Raw genomic sequence first — 20,412 nt, 5'->3', positions numbered from 1 at the left:
GTGAGTGTGTACGAACATTCACCGCCAACAGACCCTCCCAGTCTTGGACTGGGAGTAATATAGCATTCCGGTTGATCCTGCCGGAGGTCATTGCTATTGGAGTCCGATTTAGCCATGCTAGTTGCACGAGTTCAGACTCGTAGCAGATAGCTCAGTAACACGTGGCCAAACTACCCTACAGAGCACGATAACCTCGGGAAACTGAGGCTAATAGTGCATACGGCTCTCACGCTGGAACTGCGGAGAGCTCGAAACGCCCCGGCGCTGTAGGATGTGGCTGCGGCCGATTAGGTAGACGGTGGGGTAACGGCCCACCGTGCCAGTAATCGGTACGGGTTGTGAGAGCAAGAGCCCGGAGACGGTATCTGAGACAAGATACCGGGCCCTACGGGGCGCAGCAGGCGCGAAACCTTTACACTGCACGCCAGTGCGATAAGGGGACTCCAGGTGCGAGGGCATATAGTCCTCGCTTTTGTACACCGTAAGGTGGTGTACGAATAAGTGCTGGGCAAGACCGGTGCCAGCCGCCGCGGTAATACCGGCAGCACGAGTGATGACCGCTATTATTGGGCCTAAAGCGTCCGTAGCTGGCCAGTCAAGTCCGTCGGGAAATCTCCCCGCCCAACGGGGAGGCGTCCGGTGGAAACTGACTGGCTTGGGACCGGAAGACCAGAGGGGTACGTCCGGGGTAGGAGTGAAATCCCGTAATCCTGGACGGACCACCGGTGGCGAAAGCGCCTCTGGAAGACGGATCCGACGGTGAGGGACGAAAGCTCGGGTCACGAACCGGATTAGATACCCGGGTAGTCCGAGCTGTAAACGATGTCTGCTAGGTGTGACACAGGCTACGAGCCTGTGTTGTGCCGTAGGGAAGCCGTGAAGCAGACCGCCTGGGAAGTACGTCCGCAAGGATGAAACTTAAAGGAATTGGCGGGGGAGCACTACAACCGGAGGAGCCTGCGGTTTAATTGGACTCAACGCCGGACATCTCACCAGCACCGACAGTGTGCAGTGAAGGTCAGTTTGATGAGCTTACTGGAGCCACTGAGAGGAGGTGCATGGCCGCCGTCAGCTCGTACCGTGAGGCGTCCTGTTAAGTCAGGCAACGAGCGAGACCCACACTCCTAATTGCCAGCATGACCCTTGTGGTCGATGGGTACATTAGGAGGACTGCCAGTGCCAAACTGGAGGAAGGAATGGGCAACGGTAGGTCAGTATGCCCCGAATGTGCTGGGCGACACGCGGGCTACAATGGCCGAGACAGTGGGATGCAACCCCGAGAGGGGGCGCTAATCTCCGAAACTCGGTCGTAGTTCGGATTGCGGGTTGAAACTCACCCGCATGAAGCTGGATTCGGTAGTAATCGCGCCTCAGAAGGGCGCGGTGAATACGTCCCTGCTCCTTGCACACACCGCCCGTCAAAGCACCCGAGTGGGGTCCGGATGAGGCCGACGCAACGTCGGTCGAATCTGGGCTCCGCAAGGGGGCTTAAGTCGTAACAAGGTAGCCGTAGGGGAATCTGCGGCTGGATCACCTCCACAGACCGGGATCAGGCCGACGCGCCTGACCCACCTTCGCGATTTGCGGTCACAGCGAGTGGCCCACACGTTCGATCGACCACGCACGGCCGATCGGGCACCTTTGAACTGTCGAGGCTAACGTTTGCTCCCTGCTGGTCACTCCAGCAGGGGTGGGCCCATAGCTCAGTGGTAGAGTGCCTCCTTTGCAAGGAGGATGCCCAGGGTTCGAATCCCTGTGGGTCCATGTCTCGGAGCGGATCGAATCGTGCCCCTTAAGTGGGGCAGACGATTTCGATCTAATCCGAACATAACCGATGCACCATCCCGCGCAAGCGTGGGTGGGAAGGGTTAATGCAGGCCTGCTGTCTACAGGCCTGCAGATGAGACCGTGTGTACGTGTAGTCCAGGCGTCCACTGGACCCGTTCCCGGGTCACTACGTGATTGCATTGCGCAATCGCCGATCCGATGAACGTGGCTACTGTGCCAGCTGGTGGATCGCTCGGCTCGAGAGCTGAAGAAGGACGTGCCAAGCTGCGAAAAGCCTGAGGGAGCCGCACGGAGGCGAAGAACTCAGGATCTCCGAATGGGAATCCCCACCGCAATTGCTTCGCGCAATGGGGAACGTCGAGAATTGAAACATCTTAGTATCGACAGGAAAAGAAAGCAAACGCGATGTCGTTAGTAATGGCGAATGAACGCGACGCAGTCCAAACCGAAGCCTTCACGGGCAATGTGGTGTTCGGACTGACTCTCATCAGCCGAAACTCGACGCGAAGTCTCTTGGAACAGAGCACGAAACAGGGTGACAGTCCCGTACCGTCGACGAGTACGCTGTGCGTCAGCTCCAGAGTATCGGGGGTTGGATATCCCTCGAGAATTCCGCGGGCATCGACCGCGAAGACTAAACACTCCTCGAGACCGATAGCGAACAAGTAGCGTGAGCGAACGCTGAAAAGCACCCCAAGAAGGGAGGTGCAATAGGGCGTGAAATCAGTTGGCGATGGAGCGACGGGGCACACAAGGTCCCGTGCAAAACGAATCAGGTGCGAACCTGTAGTAGAACGCACGGGAAGCCGGTGTTCCGTCGTACGTTTTGAAAAACGAACCAGGGAGTATGCCTGTTTGACGAGTCTAACCGGATTATCCGGGAAGGCGCAGGGAAACCGACATGGCCGCAGTCTTACGACGAGGGCCGCCGTGTTCAAGCGCGGGGAGTCAAACGGGCATTACCCGAAACCGGACGATCTAGGCGTGGACAAGGTGAAGCGTGCCGAAAGGCACGTGGAGGCCTGTTAGAGTTGGTGTCCTACAATACCCTCTCGTGATCTACGTCTAGGGGTGAAAGGCCCATCGAGTCCGGAAACAGCTGGTTCCAACCGAAAGATGTCGAAGCATCACCTCTGCCGAGGTAGTTCGTGAGGTAGAGCGACGGATTGGGGGACCGCACTCCGAGAGGAGTGCGCCCCCCTGTCCAACTCCGAACTTACGAACGCCGTTCGACGCAGGGAGTCCGGTGCGCGGGGTAAGCCTGTGTACCGTGAGGGAGACAACCCAGAGCTGGGTTAAGGTCCCCAAGTGTGGATTAAGTGCGATCGAAAGTGGTGCCGAGCCCTAGACAGCCGGGAGGTGAGCTTAGAAGCAGCTACCCTCTAAGAAAAGCGTAACAGCTTACCGGCCGAGGTTCGGCGCGCTGAAAATGATCGGGGCTCAAATCCACCACCGAGACCTGGCGGCATCCGTGAAAGGATGATCCCGTAGGTTGGCGTTCTGTTCGGGTGGAAGCACGGCCGAGAGGTCGTGTGGACCGTTCAGAAACGAAAATCCTGGTCATAGTAGCAGCGTTAGTCGGGTTAGAACCCCGACGGCCGAACGAGTAAGGGTTCCTCAGCAATGCTGATCAGCTGAGGGTTAGCCGGTCCTAAGTCACACCGCAATTCGAGTGTGACAACAGGGAAATAGGTTAATATTCCTATGCCAGTGTGCACTCAAAGCCGACGCTTTGGGGCCGCCTGAGCCGGGCTTTCGCCCGGTCGAACCGTCGAAGAGCGTGGAAGCCGTAATGGCACGAAGCGTTCGAATGGCGGGATCGCGCAAGTCAGGTCAACCTAGAGCCCGTGAAAAGGTGAGCACACTGTCCGTACCGAGATCCGACACAGGTACTCGTGGCGGCGAAAGCCAAGGTCTGTCGGGAGTAACCGACGTTAGGGAATTCGGCAAGTTAGTCCCGTACGTTCGCAATAAGGGATGCCTGCCCCGCAAAGGGGCAGGTCGCAGTGACTCGGGCGCTCCGACTGTCTAGTAACAACATAGGTGACCGCAAATCCGCAAGGACTCGTACGGTCACTGAATCCTGCCCAGTGCGGGTATCTGAACACCCCTTACAAGGGGACGAAGGACCCGTTAACGGCGGGGGTAACTATGACCCTCTTAAGGTAGCGTAGTACCTTGCCGCTTCAGTAGCGGCTTGCATGAATGGATCAACGAGAGCGCCACTGTCCCAACGTTGGGCCCGGTGAACTGTACGTTCCAGTGCGGAGTCTGGAGACCCCCAAGGGGAAGCGAAGACCCTATAGAGCTTTACTGCAGGCTGTCACTGAGACGTGGTCGCCATTGTGCAGCATAGGTAGGAGCCGCTACACAGGTACCCGCGCCAGCGGGCCACCGAGGCAGCATTGAAATACTACCCGATGGTGACTGCGACTCTCACTCCTGGCGGAGGACACTGGTAGCCGGGCAGTTTGACTGGGGCGGTACGCGCCTGAAAAGATATCGGGCGCGCCCCAAGATTTCCTCACCCGAGTCGGAGACTCGGGATAGAGCGCAAGAGCACAAGGAAGTCTGACAGTGTCCGGCACAACGACGGACGCTGACGCGAAAGCGTGGTCTAGCGAACCAATTAGCCTGCTTGATGCGGGCAATTGCTGACAGAAAAGCTACCTTAGGGATAACAGAGTCGTCACCCGCAAGAGCACATATCGACCGGGTGGCTTGCTACCTCGATGTCGGTTCCCTCCATCCTGCCCGTGCAGAAGCGGGCAAGGGTGAGGTTGTTCGCCTATTAAAGGAGGTCGTGAGCTGGGTTTAGACCGTCGTGAGACAGGTCGGCTGCTATCTATTGGGGGTGTTACGGTTCCTGACGGGAACGTTCGTATAGTACGAGAGGAACTACGAATGGGTGCCACTGGTGTACCGGCTGTTCGAAAGAGCACGTGCCGGGCAGCTACGCACCACGGGGTAAGAGCTGAACGCATCTAAGCTCGAAACCCACCTGGAAAAGAGGAACCACCGAGATCACTCGTAGAAGACGAGTTCGATAGACTCGGGGTGTACGCACCGAGGCAACGAGGTGTTGAGCCCGCGAGCACTAACCGATCGAGCCACACACTCATACTACATCGCATTGGATCCGTGATTCGAGAACGGGTCCGGGCGCTAACTGGACTACACGTACATAACGGTCTTACGCCACCGATATTGGCATGATCACGGTTCGATTCCGTGAATCGGCGTTAAGGCGGCCACAGCGGCGGGGTTCCTCCCGTACCCATCCCGAACACGGAAGATAAGCCCGCCTGCGTTTCGGTGAGTACTGGAGTGGGAGACCCTCTGGGAAACTCGATTCGCCGCCACCACTCATACTTCATTCAGCAGCCGAACGCAACCGATCGTGGTCTGACGGCGGTTCGATTCCGCCGATCGGCATTACAGCGGCCACAGCGGCGAGGTCCCTCCCGTACCCATTCCGAACACGGCAGATAAGCTCGCCTGCGTGTCGATCAGTACTGGAGTGAGAGATCCTCTGGGAAATTCGATTCGCCGCTCCTATTCATATTCAGATGCACCACAGCGACTGGTGAGAACCACAACCGTGTCGTCGGTTCCCTCGTGAGTGCGGCCAGATGACGGAGTCGTCGGAGACGCGTGCAACACTGTGGGCCATCCTGACTTCGGCGACGCCGACGGTGATTGGCCGGGGCCATCCTCGGACCGATCGTGTCGGCGATCCAGTCGAGTCTCGAAGTCGCGTGCCGGCCGCATCATCACGACCACGGCGCACTCATCGTTCTCGTCAGCCTAAGCGGGCGCACTCCTCGACGAGATCGGTCCTCGCCGCCCGTCTTCGCCGTCGGTTGTCCCTGTACGCGACTGGTGACGCGGGGCCGGGCTGTGTATCGATTCGTTCGTTGCTCGTCTCGTGGGCGGTTCTCGGATCCGTCTTCTAGAGGCGCTTTGCCACGTGGGCGGTCCTGGGTGGCGGTGTGGCCTTCACACCGCCATCACGGCGCTCATCTACTACCTCTACGAGTGCCAGCGGATGGATCGCGCGCTCGGAACGCGAAGCAGTGTTAATACCGTCGGCGGCCTGACCGCTGGTCGACAGTGCGTTGGGGACTCTCTCGTGGCAGGCACCGTTCGGTGTCTCCCTGATCGCGATCGTGCTGGGTCGTCTCACAGTCGTGACCGTTCCCGGGACGGGACGAAGTGGAGCGGCCGCACGGGATGCCTGGACGATTCTATGACTCTTTCGACGTCGATCGAATCTCGTCAGCGATCGATTCGAGTTCGTCGTGTTCTCGCTGGGAATACGCGATCACGCGAGCGTCGGTTACCGACGACGGTTCGTAGTTCCAGACCGCTTCACAGACGAGTTGGGCTCCGTCGCGGAAGTCGAATCCGGCGGCACCGGTGCCGAGGACCGGCATCACGATCGATTCACAGCTCAATTCGTCGGCTTTCTGGAGCGACTGTCGCGTCGCGGTTCGGATGCTCTCGTCGGTCGCACGGCCATCACCGTAGTGTGGCATTGCGGCTGCGTGAATGACGTAGTCGGCATCGAGATCGTAGGCGTCGGTCACGGCGACGTCGCCGAGTTCGACCGGTCCCTTCTCCATCGCTTCCTGGTTGATCGGCCCGTTTGCGTTTCGACGCAACGAACCGGCAACGCCGCTTCCCATTCGGAGACTGGTACCCGCTGCGTTCACGAGGGCGTCGGCCTCCTGGTTCGCAATATCGCCCTGAACGGTGGTGAAGTCCATATCCGTTGATTCACTATGCGATTCCTAAAATCCAGTCGGATGTTGAGCAGCTGAACGGTGAGTATCGCATCGTGGTCTTACCCGACGCAGGGTGGGAAATGGGGACGTTTACATCCGCGAGGGTGGTGAACGAATCTGGAGGATTACTGGATGGAAGAGCCACTCTGCGGATACCGATCTGTAAAGGAACGCCCCGGCATCACCACTTCTCGAACCGGTGTGCGAGTCGATTCAGTTCACTCGAACGATGTTCCCGTTCGACGTGACGTGCAGGTCGCGTCCGAGCGTGTATCCTCGTAACACACACCCGCGTATCACGTGCCGTCTCTGCCCCGTGCACTGTCACGCGTGCACTCGTTTCCGCCCAGGCGCACAGACGAATCACGACGCTCGTGACCGGTATGCTACTCGCGAGCTTGCGCGGAAAAAACAGGCCGGGAGTGATTGTGACTACGGGAAGACGTTCCTGCTCGCCTCACTCCGTTCGGCTGTGCGGGCTGCGACTCAGCTAGCTCAAATCACGCTAGCCGCTTTGCTCCTCACGTGATTGCTCGGTGCAAAAGCGGGCCGGGCGCGATTATGAACTACGCCCAGAAATGCTCGCTCCGCTGCGCCTTTCTGGTCTACTTCAAATCGCGGGGCCGTTTTGCCACTCGCGGATTTGCTCGTGGCAAAAGCGGGCCGGGCGCGATTTGAACACGCGACCGTCTGATTAAGAGTCAGACGCTCTGCCGGACTGAGCTACCGGCCCTGTACTACCGACTTTCGGATGTGGATTGAAATACGTTTCCCTTGGCAGACGGCGTGACAGGGCGGGACAAACCCCCACGATCGGCGATCGGTCTCGAAACGTACCAATCTTCGGGAGCGTTAAGTGCGGCCGGTCCGACCACTCTGTCAATGAGTACGGGGGTTACGATCTCGTCGATCTCTGACTACGCTATTCTGGGCTGTGGGAGCGTCGGCTACGCCGTCGCGGAGGAACTCGTCGAACAGGGGAAAGACGTCCTGATCGTCGATCGGGACGAGAGTCGCGTGGAATCGCTCCGGGACCAGGATCTGGACGCGCGGACGGCGGACATCCAGGAACCCGAGGCCGCCGACCTCGTCGCCGATCGCGACGTCGTCCTGATTCTCGCGTCCGACGTGGAGGCCAACAAACACGCCGTCGAGAACATCCGGACGCAGAACGGGACCCAGTTCGTCGTCGCGCGCGCGAGCGATCCCGTCTCGGGGGACGAACTCGAGGAACTGGGCGCGGACATCGTCATCAACCCGTCGTCGGTCATCGCCGAGTCGGCCCTGCGGGCGCTCGAGTCGGGGGAACTCGAGTACAACGCGGGGAAACTCGCCCAGTTGCTAGAGGAGACGGGAACGCGACTGGCGATCGTCACCCAGGACAGTCCGGATCCGGACTCGATCGCCAGCGCCGCGGCGTTGCAGGCGGTCGCCGACCACCTCGGGATCGAGTCGGACATCATCTACCTCGGTGACGTCGGCCACCAGGAGAATCGCGCGTTCGTCAACCTCCTGGGAATCGACCTGGTCCAGTGGGACGAGGTCGAGGATCGATCGATCTACGACACCGTCGCGCTCGTCGATCACGCGACGTCGACCGAGATGGATCTCCCGATCGACATCGTCATCGACCACCACGAACCGGACGAGGAGTACGAGTCCGAGTTCGTCGACATCCGGCCGAACATGTCCTCGACGTCGACGATCATGACGAAGTACATCCAGGAGTTCGACATGAACGTCTCCGAGGAGGTCGCGACGGCCCTCCTCTATGGCATCCGCGCGGAGACGCTGGATTTCAAACGCGACACGACACCCGCCGACCTCACCGCCGCGGCGTATCTCTACCCGTTCGCGAACCACGACACGCTAGAGCAGGTCGAGTCGCCGTCGATGTCCCCCGAGACGCTGGACGTGCTCGCCGAAGCGATCGCCAACCGGGACGTCCAGGGGAGCCACCTCGTCTCCAACGCGGGCTTCGTCCGCGATCGCGAGGCGCTGACCCAGGCCGCGAGCCACCTGCTCAATCTCGAGGGCGTCACGACGACGGCGGTGTTCGGTATCGCCGACGAGACGATCTTCCTCGCCGGGCGATCGAAGGACATCCGCATCAACATTGGGAAGGTGCTCGACGACGCTTACGGCGAGATCGGCGAGACCGCGGGCCACTCGACCCAGGCCAGCGCGGAGATCCCGCTGGGCATTTTCACCGGGATCGAGATCTCGGAGGACACGCGGGATACGCTCCTGGAACTGACCGAAGAAGCCGTCAAGCGGACGCTGTTCGACGCGATGGGCGTCGAGGGGACGGAAGGATCGAACGGCAGTTAGGCGACGAGTTCGCTCTCTTCCTCGTCCGGTTCGCGGACGCGTTCGACGACGTCGTTGATCAGGATGACGTCGCCGACCGATCGGACCCAGCGGTAGGGCACGATGACGCCCTGTCCACTCCGTGCTTCGTCCGAGAACAGTTCCGTGTTGAGGCTGCCGAGTGCGAGCCCCGTGACCGTTCGACCGTCGACGTTCAGGCGAAGATCCTCGACTTCGCCGACGAAGACGCCGTTGTTCGAGTAGACCTCACGACCGACGAGGGAGGTGATTTCCTGGGGTGTGTCGTCCATATCAGGGCCCACGCGCGCCTGACTCTTAGTTCTTGGTCAGACGTGACAGTCACGCCGTTCGAACGGTACCGTCCCGGCGGCCGTCAGGTACGATCCGTGAGTGCCAGTTCGTTCGCGGTCGCTCTGATGGACGCGAGTTTCCTGGTGGCCCACTCGAGCGCGGCCGCGTCGTCGTTCGTGACGAACCCACAGAGCGACCCGTTCTCGCAGACGACGAGCATCGCGATGGCGTCGGTATCGCGATCGTGGTCGAACGGGAGCTGAGCCGCGCCGCCGTCCTCGAACTCGACGACGACGAGGGCGTAGGGCAGTTCGATCGTCGTCTCGAAGAGTCGCAGTCGCCCGGTCGCGATCGCGTCGGCGGTCGCGTCCCGTGCGTCGGCGAGCAGGCCCTCGACGGCGTCGCTCGACAGCATCGCCGTGGCCGTCGACCCCGAACGGATCGACTCGGCGCAGGTCTGTACGAGCGCGGTGTCGAGCGACGGCACGTAGACGCGGTGGTGGGCCCCGGCCCCAAGAACCCGATCGAGCGCCGTTGCCGGGTGGACCTGGAGGGTGTCGACCCGTCCCGTCTCGACGCCGATCGGTCCCCTGCCGTCTCGATCCGCCAGGGCGAGGATCGCACCGTCGATGAACTGTGGGTCGATCGTCGCGTCGGCCGGCAGCGAACCGAGGAGCGACCGCGCTCCGGCGACGTCCCCGACCCGATCGACGAGGCGGTCGAACTCCGCGAGCGCGAGTTCGCCAGCCAGCGTCGTCCGGTACTGCCCGTCGACGCGCTCGATCAGGTCGACTGCCTCGAGTTCCGCCAGCCCTCGCTCGATCGTCGATCGTGCCGACCCGAGGTCGTCGGCGAGACCGGGCGGGCGCGCCGGTTCGGAAGCGAGTCGCTGCAACAGCGCGTGCCGCCGATGAAGCGTCTCGAGTACTGCCCGCTCATCCCCCTCGGTACCCATTGTCGGCACTCATGTAACGATGATGTAAATAATTCTTGGCCAGAATGTCGTCCCGACCCGTGACCGGCCGATCGTGCGAGCGCACTATTCGCCGTCCCGAACCGACCGTCTAACCGGAGATCGCGGGGCGGAGCGGGCATCGGCGTCCGTCCCCGTTCGGCGGTAGAATACTTAAATGTAGGAAAGAATTATATATGATTACTCATCCGGTAGAAATCGTTTCGACGAATGAGGGTATAGGACTGGGGGGTGAACGGATCGAGTGCCGGGGTGCCTCTGACAACCGGCGCGACCCCGGACGGCCGATTTGCCCGGATCGGACGTTCCGGGGGAGCTATTTGGTGCCGTTCGAGATCCAGTACCGCTACGCCAGTCGCATCGATACGACCACCGGTCGATCGTCCTCGACCGTCGATCGCCGCGTCGAGCGGCCACTGCGTCGATCCGCCGCCGAGGCGACCCTCCAGCCCTCCCGGACAGCATCGGCCGACGCATTGGTCCGGTCTGGACCGCGGTACAGCGGCTACGAGCGATCGCGCTCGAGGATCGAGTCCACTGCGGCGTGATCGGTCAGCAACTGTTCCATCCGATCGACCGTCTCTTCGTCCCGGGTACGGCCGCTGCGGACGACGTCTTCGGCCCGTTCGACGGTCGTGAGCGTGTCCGTCTGGACGGACAGGATCGGGACGCCCTTCTCGGTCGCCTGGCCGACGATCGCGCCGGACGGTCGGTGCCCACCGGTCAGGATGAGACAGCGAACGCCGGGCGCTTCGAGTGCGGCCGCGTGAATCTCCGCGCGATCGCCGCCGGTGATGACCGCCGCGTCCTTCGTCCGGCGGAAGTGACGCAGGGCGCTGTCCGCGCCCATCGCACCGACGGAGAACCGCTCGACGTAGGCGTCGTCGCCGGCCTCGACGAGCCGTCTGGCACCGAGTTCGTCCGCGAGTTCGGCGACCGTGACGCCCGACAGCGCCCGCTCGTTCGGGAGCACGCCGTACACCGAGACGCCGCGCCCCTCGAGGAACGGGACGACGTCGGTCTCGAGTTGATCGTAGGCCGCGTCGGGGACGTCGTTGAAGATCACGCCGTCGAGTCGATCGCCGAACGTCCGCACGGCGGCGAGGAGGTCGTCGACGTCGCCGGGAACCTCGAAGGGAGCGACGAGCAGGACGCGGGCGTCGAGCGCGTCCGCGATGTCTGCGTCGGTGAGGTCGACGATGCCGCCGATGTCGTACCGGCCGCCCCCCTCGACGAAGAGTCGATCGTGGCCCGCGGCGACGGTCTCGAAGGCCTCTTTCACTCGATCCCGCAGGTCGTCGGGATCCTCGCGGCCGCGGATCGCCTGTTCGACGAACGTCGGCGAGTAGACGACGGGCTCGAGGTCGTGCATCTCGGCGTCGAGGTCGAGGAGGTCGCGGGCGAGCAGGGGGTCCTCGTCCAGCGTCTTGCCGACGTTGCTCTCCAGTCGCGTCCCCTTCGGCTTCATGTAGCCGACGCTGTCGCCGTCGGCCGCCGCGAGGCGAGCCAGGGCCAGCGTGATCGCGGTCTTGCCGGTGCTCTCCTCGAGCGAACTGATCATGACGGCGTCGGGGTCGTCGGTCGCGCTGTCGTCGTGCTGTCCGTCGGTCTGGGCGTCGTCGGTGGTGTCTGGGTCGGTCATAGTTCCTCCGTGTCGACAGTGAGTCTGAGGTCGATCGCCTGTACGCCGTCCGGCCCCGCGACGAGCGGGTTGATGTCCATCTCGAGGATCGCGGGGAAGTCGGTCACCAGCTGCGAGAGCCGCTGGACCGTCTCGACGATCGCATCGACGTCGGCCGGTTCACGGCCCCGGGCGCCGCGCAACAGCGGAGCCGACTGGATCTCGTCGACCATCGCCCGGGCCTCGTCCTCGCCGATCGGTGCGACGCGGACCGAGGTGTCCTCCAGGATTTCGACGAAGATGCCGCCGAGTCCGAACAGCAGTAGCGGCCCGAACTGCGGGTCGCGGTTCATGCCGACGATCGTCTCGGTCGACGCCTCGAGGTCGAGCATCTCCTGGACCTGGACGCCGAGGATCGTCGCGTCGGGCTGGTAATTGCGCGCCCGCGCGACGAGGTCCTCGTAGGCGTCGTACACGTCCGCTTCCGAGACGCCGACTTTCACGCCGCCGATGTCGGACTTGTGGGAGATGTCCGGGCTGACGATCTTCATGACGACGTCGCCGTCGATTCCCGCGGCCACCTCGCGGGCGCGATCGGGATCGTCGACGATCTCGCCGGCCGGCGTCGGGATGCCGTAGGCGTCGAGGAGATCCATCGACTCCACGCCGAGGCGGTTCGTGTCGCGCTCGGCCGCCCGGCCGAGGATTTCGCGGGCCCGCTCCCGATCGACGTCGAACTCGGTGGGGTCGTCGATCGTCCGCTCGCGCACGTCGCGATACCGGGCCAGCGCGTCCAGTCCGGCTACCGCACGCGCGGGATCGAAGTAGTTCGGGATGCCGCCGTCCCGAAGCACCTCCTCGGCGGCGCGGGCGCGCTGGCCGCCCATGAGGCAGGTGACGACGGGTTTCCCGTGGGCCTCGCGCTTCTCGATGACGGTTTCGGCGAGGTCGTCGTACTCGAGCACCGCTGTCGGCGCGCTGACGACGACCGCGCTGCCGACGTTGGGATCGGCGAGCGCGACGTCCAGCGCCTCGCCGAACCGCTCGACGTCGGCGTCGCCGATCGCGTCGATCGGGTTGTAGACGTTGGCCTCGTCGGGCATCGCCTCCGCGAGCGCGTCGACCGTCTCGTCGGCGAAGTCGGCCATCGAGAGCGAGGAGTCGCCGATCGCGTCGGTGGTCAGGACCCCCGGTCCGCCCGCGTTGGTGACGACGGCGACGCCGTTCGAATCCGGTTGTGGGAGCCCCGAGAGCGCCCGCGCGTAGTCGAACAGTTCCTGGACCGATCGGGCCCGGATCACGCCGGCCTGTTCGAGGCCGGTCTCGTAGGCGCGCTCGCTCCCGGCGATCGCACCGGTGTGCGAGGAGGCCGCCTGCGCGCCCGCGTCCGTCCGGCCGGACTTGACGAGGACGATCGGCGTGTCGTCGGTGACCTCGCGGGCGGCACGAACGAACTCGTGGCCGTCGTCGATCCCCTCGAGATAGCCGATGATGACGTCGGTCTCGGGGTCGTCGCCCCACTCGCGGACGAAATCGGTCTCGTCCAGAACCGTCTTGTTGCCCAGCGAGACGACGTCCTGGAAGCCGATCCCCTGCTCGTTGGCCCAGTCGAGGACGGCCGTGATGAACGCGCCCGACTGGCTCATAAAGGAGATCGACCCGTCCAGGGCGTTCTCGGGGCCGAAGGTCGCGTTCATGTCGGCGGGGGTCGACATGATCCCCAGGCTGTTGGGACCGACCACGTTGAGGTCGTACTCGGCGGCGACCTCACGGAGCCGTCGCTCGCGTTCGGCCCCCTCGCCGCCCGTCTCGGAGAAGCCGGCGGTGATCACGACGGCGTTCTCGGTGCCGGTCTCGCCGAGTTCGCGCAGTGTCTCGATCACGACGTCGGGTGGTACCACGACCACCGCGAGGTCGATCGGCGGTGCACTCGTCACGTCCGAATAACACTCGAGACCGAGCACCTCGTCGCGGGCGGGGTTGACCGGGACGACCTCGCCGCCGAAGTCGTCCTGCAGGTTCTCCAGGATCGCCCGGCCGACGGCGCCCTCGCGATCTGTCGCCCCGACTACGGCGACGGTCTCGGGTGCAAAGAGTTCGGATAACCGTCCCATCGGGTGGAAATTGGCCGAGAAAGGTGTTAAACGTGCGCCCTGTTCCTACCGACTGGGGACGATCGACCCGGGCTAGTGCGTCGAGATCGCCGCCGCCGAGCGACCGGATGCCAGGATCGCGAGCAGGTAGAACCCGATCGCGACGACGACGATCGAGCCGCCGGCGGGAAGACTCTGGGAGATCGCGATGGCGAAGCCGCCGACGATCGAGAGCTGGCCGAACAGGATCGAGAGCAACAGCGTCTCGCGGAAGCTCCCGGCGATCTGGGTCGCGGCGGCGACGGGGACGACGAGCATCGCGGCGACGAGGATGACGCCGAGGATCTGCATCGCGCCGACGACGACGACGGCCGTCATCACGATCAGTAGCGTGTTGTACCAGGTGACGTCGAGGCGGGCGACGCGGGCCGCCTGCTCGTCGAACGTAATGAACAGGAGTTGCTTGTAAGTCGCGAGGACGACGGCGACGACCAGGACGCTGAGAACGGCCATCATCCGCGCGCCGGCCGGCGTGACGACGGAGAGGTTCCCGAAGAGGAAGCCCCTGATGTTGATCCCCGTCAGCCCGCGGCCGTAGCTGATGATGAGCGTTCCGACGGCGAAGCTCCCGGTGAGCATGATCGCGATCGGCACGTCGCCGTAGGTGTCGGTCCGTTCGGCGAGCCACTGGACGCCGAGCGCGCCGAGGATCCCGACCACGAGCGCGGAGAGCAGCAGGGAGCCGCCCCAGCCGGTCGTCGAACTGAACAGGAGACCGATCGCGACGCCGGCGAAGGCCGTGTGGGCGAGCGTCTCGCCGATGAGCGCCATCTCGCGGTGGACGAGGTAGGTTCCGACGAGCGGCGCGACGATACCGACTAACACGCCGGTCGCGAGCGATCGCCACATGAACGGATGGTAGAAGACGTTCGTCCCGAGGGCCGAATCCAGCATCAGGCCGGCGAGGCGAAACTGCTCGTACAGCGCGGACGCGTACGGATACGCTCGCAGGTAGTCGAGGACGAGGAAGGCGAGCATCAGGGCCGCAAGCAGCCCGGTGAGGCCGATTCCGACGAGTTCGATCCGGCGTTTCGTGTTCCGGCGCATGTCAGTGGTGGTGGTGGACGACCTGTCCGGTCGAGCCGTAGGCCTCGGCCAGCGCGTCGCTCTCGACGAACGATTCGGTGTCGCCGTGGTGGTACAGTTCGGTGTTGATACAGGCGATCCGGTTCGCCCGGTCGGTGACGACGCCGATGTCGTGTTCGATCAGGATGATCGTGATCCCGGACTCGTTGAGCGACTCCAGCAACTGGTAGAAGGCGTCCCGCGACTCGGCGTCGACGCCGACGGTCGGTTCGTCGAGCGCGAGCAGGTCCGCCTCGGAGGCGAGCGCACGGGCGATGTACGCCCGCTGGCGCTGACCGCCCGAGAGCTGGTTGACCCGGCGATCGGCCAGCTCGGTAATGCCGACGGTTTCGAGCGCGTCGTCGACGATCGCGCGGTCCTCGTCGGTCAGTCGCCCGTGGCCCGCGTGGGCGAACCGGCCCATGGTGACGACCTCGCGGACGGTCACCGGCATCGTCCCGCCGCGGCTGGTCGCCTGCTGTGAGACGTAACCGATTCGCTCGCCCTCGTCGAACTCGGTGACCGGCTCGCCGAACAGTTCGATCGAGCCGCTGTCGGGGCGTTGCAGGCCGAGCATGAGGTGCAGGAGGGTCGTCTTGCCCGACCCGTTGGGGCCGATCAGCCCGAGGAAGTCGCCTTCCTCGACGATCAGCGAGACGTCCCGGACTGCAGGCTGCTCGCCGTAGGCGAACGTTACGTCATCGATGGTAACGACTGCGGTCACTGTGCTCCAAGTGCTTCTCTGAACGCCGGGACGTTTATCTCTTGCATTTGTTCGACGTACCCCCAGTCGTCGTCGGCCCACTCCGCGAGGGTCCCCGCGGCAGGCGAGACCGGCATCGCATCGGTCGCATCGCTGTCCTCGAGGATCGTCGCCGCGAGGGTCGGAAGGTCGTCCGCGCCGGACGACTCGAAGGGGTCGTAGAGGATCGTGTCGATCCCCTCCTCGTCGATGAGGTCGATCGTCTCGGAGATTTCGGCGGGCGTCGGTTCGTCCTGCGGCGAGACGCCTTTCGGCGAGTGCAGTTCGAACCCGTACCGGTCCTCGAGATACGTGTAGGAGTCGTGACCCGCGAGGACCGCGACGTCCCGTTCGGCGTCGTCGACGAGGGTCTGGAACTGCTGGTCGAGGTCCGCGAGCCGATCGGTGTAGGTGGCCGCATTGTCCTCGAACGTGTCTGCGTTGTCGGGATCTGCTTCGGCCAGTCCGTCCGCGATGTTCGCCACGAGGTCCTGGGCGAGGACCGGGTCGACCCAGACGTGCGGGTCGTAGTTGCCGCCGTGGTCGTGGTCGTCGTGGCCGTCGTCCTCGTGGTTGTCTTCCTCCTCGTGGTCGTGGCCGTCGTCCTCGTGGTGGTCTTCCTCCTCGTGGTGGTCTTCCTCCTCGTGGTCGTGGCCGTCGTCCTCGTGGTGGTCTTCCTCCTCGTGGTCGTGGTCGTCGTGTTCATCGTGCCCGCCGTCCTCGTGGTCGTCGTGGGCCGGATCGTGATCCCACTCGAGCATCTCGCCCTCGAGTCCGTCGAGCACGTCGATCACCGCGACGGTGTCGTAATCGGCTTCCAGCGTCGCTGCCACGTCCTGGGTCCACGAGAACTCCGGCGTGTCGGGATAGACGAACGCGTCAGTCGCGGCGATGTCCGTGACGAGGTCCCCCTCCGGCTCCCAGCCGTGACCCATGTTCCCCGTCGGAACCGGGTTCTCGAAGTCGGCCGCGTCTCCGCTTACCTGCTGCGTCCAGTCCCAGAGCGTGAAGAAGGCCGCGTACCCCGATTCGACGCCGTCGGCTCCCTGCGCGACGTCGTCGAGACAGCCAGCGAATCCACCCGCAGCGAGCGCGCCGGCACTCCCCTGGAGCACCGATCGCCGTGTTAGCTTCATACCCGTATCTACGGCCGACCGACTAAAAGTGCTATTATCCTCCCCACCAATTTTATTAACTCATGACCGTAGGGGTTGTCCAGGTTAACAATAAGTGGCCGAATAACGGCGGGCAGTTACTAGTCCCTCGGGAACGGTCGGGACGAGATGCCCGATCGGGTCCGCGTCGGCTTCGAACACGCCCTCGATTTCGAGCGTGCCGTCCAGCGGCACGTCCGGAAGCCCGCCGTGCCGGTGCGCGACTCACCGGAAATCGCGGGCGACGATCCGTGCGGTACGCCCTCGCCCTCACTGACGGTCACTCGACGGTGTCAGCACCGGAGGCCTGCCGTCTACGTCGCCAGTGTCGTCGCCAGATCAGTGGTCGTGATCGTGGTCCTCGTCGTGGTCGTGATCGTGGTCCTCGTCGTGGTCGTGATCGTCGATATCTTCGACCACTTCCGTTTCGAGCATCGGCGACTCCCAGTCGGCGTGATCGCCGTGCCGGAGCTGGAAGACGATCTCCGTCCGGCCCGCTTCCGCGCCAGTGATGTCGAGATGGTTGCCGTGGGATTCCAGTTCGACGATCTCCTGGGCACCGTCGACCAGTCGCACGTCGAGCGTGTACTCTTCGTCGTCGCCGAACACGATTTCGTCGCCGTGATCGTCCTCGACGTGCGCCTCGAACGAGCGGTGGTCGCCGAGCGGAACGAGTAGCGGATCGCCGTGCCAGTGATCGCCGTGGACGTCGACGACGACCTCACCGGTGTTCCGATCGACGACGTCGAACGTTTCGATCTCGAGGTGATCGTGGTCTTCGTCGTGGTCGTCGTGTCCGTGGTCGTCGTCGTGATCGTCGTCGTCGTTGGCACTGTCCTCGTCGTCGCCGAGACAGCCGGCGACGCCGAGCAGCGCGATCGATCCGGACGTTGCGAGCAACTTTCGACGGGATGCGGAGTGCGTGTCTTCGGTCATGGGTACGACAGCCTCTTGCGATCAGTTACTAATAGAACTAACGATATTATTAAATCTGGCCAACGATAGAGTTAGAGATAATAGTATCTGGGCGAGTGCGCACGAGCCGTTAGCAACACGCCGAAGCGTCGGTCTTACAGCGGGGCGAAAATCTACGGCGTTAGCCCTGGGAGGACGTCAGGCTGTCACTGAAATAGGCGTCGCGCCGGCGTACTCGCGTAGCGTCTCGGGATCGATCGGGAACACGGCCTCCGGCGTCCCGGCGGCTGCCCAGACGGTATCGTAGCCGAGTAGCGTCTCGTCCATGATCACCGGCACCGATTCCTCGTGGCAGAAGGGCGGGACGCCGCCGATCGACCAGCCAAGCGTCTGGCTGATTCGATCGGGATCGGCCATCGAGACGGCATCCGCCGTCGTCCCGAAGTGCTCGCCGAGCGCGCCCTCGCTGACCCGGTTCGCGCCGCTGGTCACCGCGACGACGAGCGAGCCGTCGACGTCGAACGCGAGCGAACTGGCGATCTGGCCGACGTCGCAACCGATCGCGTCGGCCGCGTCCGCCGCCGTTTTGGTCCCCTCTGTGAACTCCTCGACCGCCGGATCGAACCCGTGCGCCTCGCGTGCCTGCTCGGCGAAACTGGCTGCGCGTGGATGCATCGGCTCACAGTGGTTGCCCCGCGACAAAAAACCATGCCGATCGGTCACACGGTCCCGACACGTGAATCCGTCGCCGCACGCCGCTCGAACTAAACGTCACTCGAGGGCTACGTCCACGGCAATCCCGTCGAGACGGTGATAGGCCGGCCCCGGGTCGCGCACGACCTCGAAGACGTCGAACCGGATCACCAGCCTGCCGGGTTCGATCGTGGCCCGGAGCACGGGTCCGCGACTCGTTACGACGACGTACGGCGGTCCCGGGACGGGCCGTGCCTGGAGGTCGTGGCCGGTCGCGTCGACCGCGTCGGCGAGCACGACCGTGAGTCGCTCGAGCAGTCCGGTCGTCTCGAGGGCGCTGCCGAGCGAGTCGGCGACCCGGCTGGGATCGGTCGTTCGAGCAGTATCCCACGGGGCGGCGACCTGGTCCGCACAGTGGTCGATCCCCGCGACGACCGCCGCGTGCTCGTCTTCGATCCGCTGGCGAGCGGCCCGTACCGGATACGACACGATACAGGCTGTGACGGCGAGTTACTAAGGTGTCCCGACTCCCGATCCCGCCGGGTCGCAGCGCCTCCGCCCGCACGTCGATCGCTCCTCGGGAGCGACGCTTCGCGCTACTCGGACCGCGTTTCGATCGTCCCGACGCGAAGGACCCCGATTCGGCCCAGTACCGCGCGGACCGATCGCTTCCACGGTGGATCGCGACGGGTTTCGAGCCGCTGCCGAAGGGCCTCGTTCTCCTGTTCGAGTTCGCGCGTCGTCCGTTCGAGTCGATCGACGCGGTCCTCGAGTTCGTACCGCCGGTCGCGCTGGGCCGCCAGGTCCTGGCGCAGTTTGTTCCGTTCCCGCGTGAGGTCCGTGGCCCGCTCGGCGAGTCGATCGCGTTCCCGGTCGATCGACGCGGCCGACGGCTCCCGATCGGCGGAGTCGATGGTGCCGGTCCCGGTATCGGCGTCGTCGAGGTCTATCCGGCCGGCGTACGTCGCGTTGACGACCGCCCCTGAGAGCAGGATCAGGCCCCCGAAGTACAGCCACGTCAGCACCAGCAGGATCGCGCCGACCGGACCGGCCGACTCCGAGTCGCTGGCGAACGAGACGTACACCTGGAACAGCGACTGGAGGATCGCCCAGCCGACGGCCGCGACGACGACGCCGGGGAGCACCTCTCGGACCGAGAGGTCGACGTCGGGGAAGCGGTAGTACATCGGCAGGAACGCGAGCGTGAGGCCGACGACGAGCAGGATCGGGTTCAGGAATCCCACGAAGAGACTGTCGGGGAAGAACGCGAACACGACGCTCGCCCCGCCGGCGGCCAGCAGTGCGATCCCGATCGCGCCGAACGCGATCAGCGCATCCCTGAGTTGATCGACGAACGAGTTCTCCGCCGTCGAGCCGTAGATCTCCGAGAACGCGGTGTCGAGGCCCCGAAAAATTTTCAGCGACCCCCACAGGACGACGACCAGCCCGATGATCGACGAGCCAGCGGTCGCGGGCGAGTCCTCGATCGCGTTCTCGAGCAGGAGTTGCCCGCTCTCGGGGAGAAAGCCCTCCGTCGCGGCCCCGACTTCGGTCGCGAGTTGCTCGTCGCCGACGATCGAGACGAGAAAGAACACGAGCACGAGCAACGGGATCAGCGATATGAACGCCTGGTAAGCGATGCTGGCGGCCATGAACGGGACGTTCTTCTCCTGGATCCCGGCCACGACCCCTCGGACGAACGGTACGGCGCCGCGAATCGCGGGCGTCATGTCACGTTGAAGGACTGGTGGACCGATAGCGGACTGGCTTGCAGATTCCACTGCAGACCGGCAGTCGATTCGGCCCATCCCCGCCACACCGCGTGCACAGAACCAGCAGTTACAGCAGTTACGTCTCGGAGCACACCCCGTCCGCACCGCTCACGACGCCTCGACGGCC

Annotated in this window: 13 protein-coding genes, 2 tRNA genes and 4 rRNA genes; 6 read left to right on the top strand and 13 right to left on the bottom strand. The window is 63.8% G+C overall.

Annotation, left to right across the window (positions count from 1 at the left end):
• Positions 1-64 precede the first annotated feature (64 nt).
• From MUN73_RS01545 to rrf (MUN73_RS01525), 5 genes are all read left to right on the top strand, one after another.
• Positions 65-1,539 (top strand): 16S ribosomal RNA (locus MUN73_RS01545).
• Between the two features lie 153 nt (positions 1,540-1,692).
• A tRNA-Ala gene (locus MUN73_RS01540) sits at positions 1,693-1,764 on the top strand.
• Positions 1,765-1,987: 223 nt separating this feature from the next.
• Positions 1,988-4,907, top strand: a 23S ribosomal RNA gene (locus MUN73_RS01535).
• Positions 4,908-5,031: 124 nt separating this feature from the next.
• Positions 5,032-5,153 (top strand): 5S ribosomal RNA (gene rrf, locus MUN73_RS01530).
• 71 nt (positions 5,154-5,224) lie between these two features.
• Positions 5,225-5,346: ribosomal RNA gene (gene rrf, locus MUN73_RS01525) — 5S ribosomal RNA — on the top strand.
• Together the 16S, 23S and 5S rRNA genes with 1 tRNA gene alongside form the textbook arrangement of a ribosomal RNA operon.
• 689 nt (positions 5,347-6,035) lie before the next feature.
• Here the strand turns inward: rrf (MUN73_RS01525) and MUN73_RS01520 are convergent.
• Positions 6,036-6,557 carry a macro domain-containing protein gene (locus tag MUN73_RS01520; protein WP_250138688.1) on the bottom strand — a complete coding sequence of 174 codons (522 nt, stop codon included), beginning with the start codon at positions 6,555-6,557 and terminating at the stop codon, positions 6,036-6,038.
• 677 nt (positions 6,558-7,234) lie between these two features.
• Positions 7,235-7,308 (bottom strand) — tRNA-Lys (locus MUN73_RS01515).
• Positions 7,309-7,457: 149 nt separating this feature from the next.
• Here MUN73_RS01515 and MUN73_RS01510 point away from each other — a divergent pair.
• Positions 7,458-8,906 (top strand): DHH family phosphoesterase, encoded by a 1,449-nt coding sequence (locus MUN73_RS01510; RefSeq protein ID WP_250138687.1) that lies wholly within the window; start codon positions 7,458-7,460, stop codon positions 8,904-8,906.
• Here MUN73_RS01510 and MUN73_RS01505 read toward each other — a convergent pair.
• From MUN73_RS01505 to MUN73_RS01455, 11 genes are all read right to left on the bottom strand, one after another.
• On the bottom strand, positions 8,903-9,196 hold the full coding sequence (locus tag MUN73_RS01505; protein WP_250138686.1) for a PRC-barrel domain-containing protein: 294 nt from the start codon (positions 9,194-9,196) through the stop codon (positions 8,903-8,905). The genes MUN73_RS01510 and MUN73_RS01505 overlap by 4 nt on opposite strands.
• A gap of 83 nt (positions 9,197-9,279) precedes the next feature.
• Entirely contained in the window at positions 9,280-10,152 is an 873-nt protein-coding gene (locus MUN73_RS01500) for a transcriptional regulator FilR1 domain-containing protein (RefSeq protein ID WP_250138685.1), read from the bottom strand.
• A 523-nt stretch (positions 10,153-10,675) separates the two neighbouring features.
• Complete coding sequence (locus tag MUN73_RS01495) at positions 10,676-11,812, bottom strand: phosphotransacetylase family protein (protein ID WP_250138684.1); 1,137 nt, start codon at positions 11,810-11,812, stop codon at positions 10,676-10,678.
• Positions 11,809-13,905 (bottom strand): acetate--CoA ligase family protein, encoded by a 2,097-nt coding sequence (locus MUN73_RS01490; protein WP_250138683.1) that lies wholly within the window; start codon positions 13,903-13,905, stop codon positions 11,809-11,811. The genes MUN73_RS01495 and MUN73_RS01490 overlap by 4 nt, the downstream gene beginning before the upstream one ends.
• A 72-nt stretch (positions 13,906-13,977) precedes the next feature.
• Complete coding sequence (locus tag MUN73_RS01485) at positions 13,978-14,991, bottom strand: metal ABC transporter permease (protein WP_250138682.1); 1,014 nt, start codon at positions 14,989-14,991, stop codon at positions 13,978-13,980.
• 1 nt (position 14,992) lies between these two features.
• On the bottom strand, positions 14,993-15,733 hold the full coding sequence (locus MUN73_RS01480; protein ID WP_250138681.1) for a metal ABC transporter ATP-binding protein: 741 nt from the start codon (positions 15,731-15,733) through the stop codon (positions 14,993-14,995).
• On the bottom strand, positions 15,730-16,887 hold the full coding sequence (locus tag MUN73_RS01475; protein ID WP_250138680.1) for a metal ABC transporter substrate-binding protein: 1,158 nt from the start codon (positions 16,885-16,887) through the stop codon (positions 15,730-15,732). Before MUN73_RS01475 ends, MUN73_RS01480 begins: the two co-directional genes overlap by 4 nt.
• A gap of 357 nt (positions 16,888-17,244) precedes the next feature.
• A complete protein-coding gene (locus MUN73_RS01470) occupies positions 17,245-17,841 on the bottom strand; it encodes a hypothetical protein (RefSeq protein WP_250138679.1) in 597 nt (198 codons plus the stop codon).
• A 177-nt stretch (positions 17,842-18,018) separates the two neighbouring features.
• Positions 18,019-18,495, bottom strand: a complete 477-nt coding sequence (locus tag MUN73_RS01465) for a YbaK/EbsC family protein (RefSeq protein WP_250138678.1) — start codon at positions 18,493-18,495, stop codon at positions 18,019-18,021.
• Between the two features lie 96 nt (positions 18,496-18,591).
• Positions 18,592-19,002 carry a DUF7988 family protein gene (locus MUN73_RS01460; RefSeq protein ID WP_250138677.1) on the bottom strand — a complete coding sequence of 137 codons (411 nt, stop codon included), beginning with the start codon at positions 19,000-19,002 and terminating at the stop codon, positions 18,592-18,594.
• A gap of 107 nt (positions 19,003-19,109) precedes the next feature.
• Complete coding sequence (locus tag MUN73_RS01455) at positions 19,110-20,243, bottom strand: YhjD/YihY/BrkB family envelope integrity protein (RefSeq protein WP_250138676.1); 1,134 nt, start codon at positions 20,241-20,243, stop codon at positions 19,110-19,112.
• Positions 20,244-20,412: the final 169 nt, after the last annotated feature.

Origin of the sequence: Halosolutus amylolyticus (assembly GCF_023566055.1) — an archaeon.
Taxonomy (GTDB): Archaea; Halobacteriota; Halobacteria; order Halobacteriales; family Natrialbaceae; genus Halosolutus; species Halosolutus amylolyticus.
Note: the sequence above shows the minus strand (reverse complement) of the source record. Positions and strands in the feature narration are given on the sequence as shown.

What these genes read in the sequence shown, in the direction of transcription:
- MUN73_RS01520 (WP_250138688.1), bottom strand. Translation starts at nt 6,557, where the DNA reads ATGGACTTCACCACCGTTCAGGGCGATATTGCGAACCAGGAGGCCGAC.
- MUN73_RS01490 (WP_250138683.1), bottom strand. Translation starts at nt 13,905, where the DNA reads ATGGGACGGTTATCCGAACTCTTTGCACCCGAGACCGTCGCCGTAGTC.
- MUN73_RS01470 (WP_250138679.1), bottom strand. Translation starts at nt 17,841, where the DNA reads ATGACCGAAGACACGCACTCCGCATCCCGTCGAAAGTTGCTCGCAACG.
- MUN73_RS01505 (WP_250138686.1), bottom strand. Translation starts at nt 9,196, where the DNA reads ATGGACGACACACCCCAGGAAATCACCTCCCTCGTCGGTCGTGAGGTC.
- MUN73_RS01475 (WP_250138680.1), bottom strand. Translation starts at nt 16,887, where the DNA reads ATGAAGCTAACACGGCGATCGGTGCTCCAGGGGAGTGCCGGCGCGCTC.
- MUN73_RS01485 (WP_250138682.1), bottom strand. Translation starts at nt 14,991, where the DNA reads ATGCGCCGGAACACGAAACGCCGGATCGAACTCGTCGGAATCGGCCTC.
- MUN73_RS01455 (WP_250138676.1), bottom strand. Translation starts at nt 20,243, where the DNA reads ATGACGCCCGCGATTCGCGGCGCCGTACCGTTCGTCCGAGGGGTCGTG.
- MUN73_RS01465 (WP_250138678.1), bottom strand. Translation starts at nt 18,495, where the DNA reads ATGCATCCACGCGCAGCCAGTTTCGCCGAGCAGGCACGCGAGGCGCAC.
- MUN73_RS01510 (WP_250138687.1), top strand. Translation starts at nt 7,458, where the DNA reads ATGAGTACGGGGGTTACGATCTCGTCGATCTCTGACTACGCTATTCTG.
- MUN73_RS01495 (WP_250138684.1), bottom strand. Translation starts at nt 11,812, where the DNA reads ATGACCGACCCAGACACCACCGACGACGCCCAGACCGACGGACAGCAC.
- MUN73_RS01500 (WP_250138685.1), bottom strand. Translation starts at nt 10,152, where the DNA reads ATGGGTACCGAGGGGGATGAGCGGGCAGTACTCGAGACGCTTCATCGG.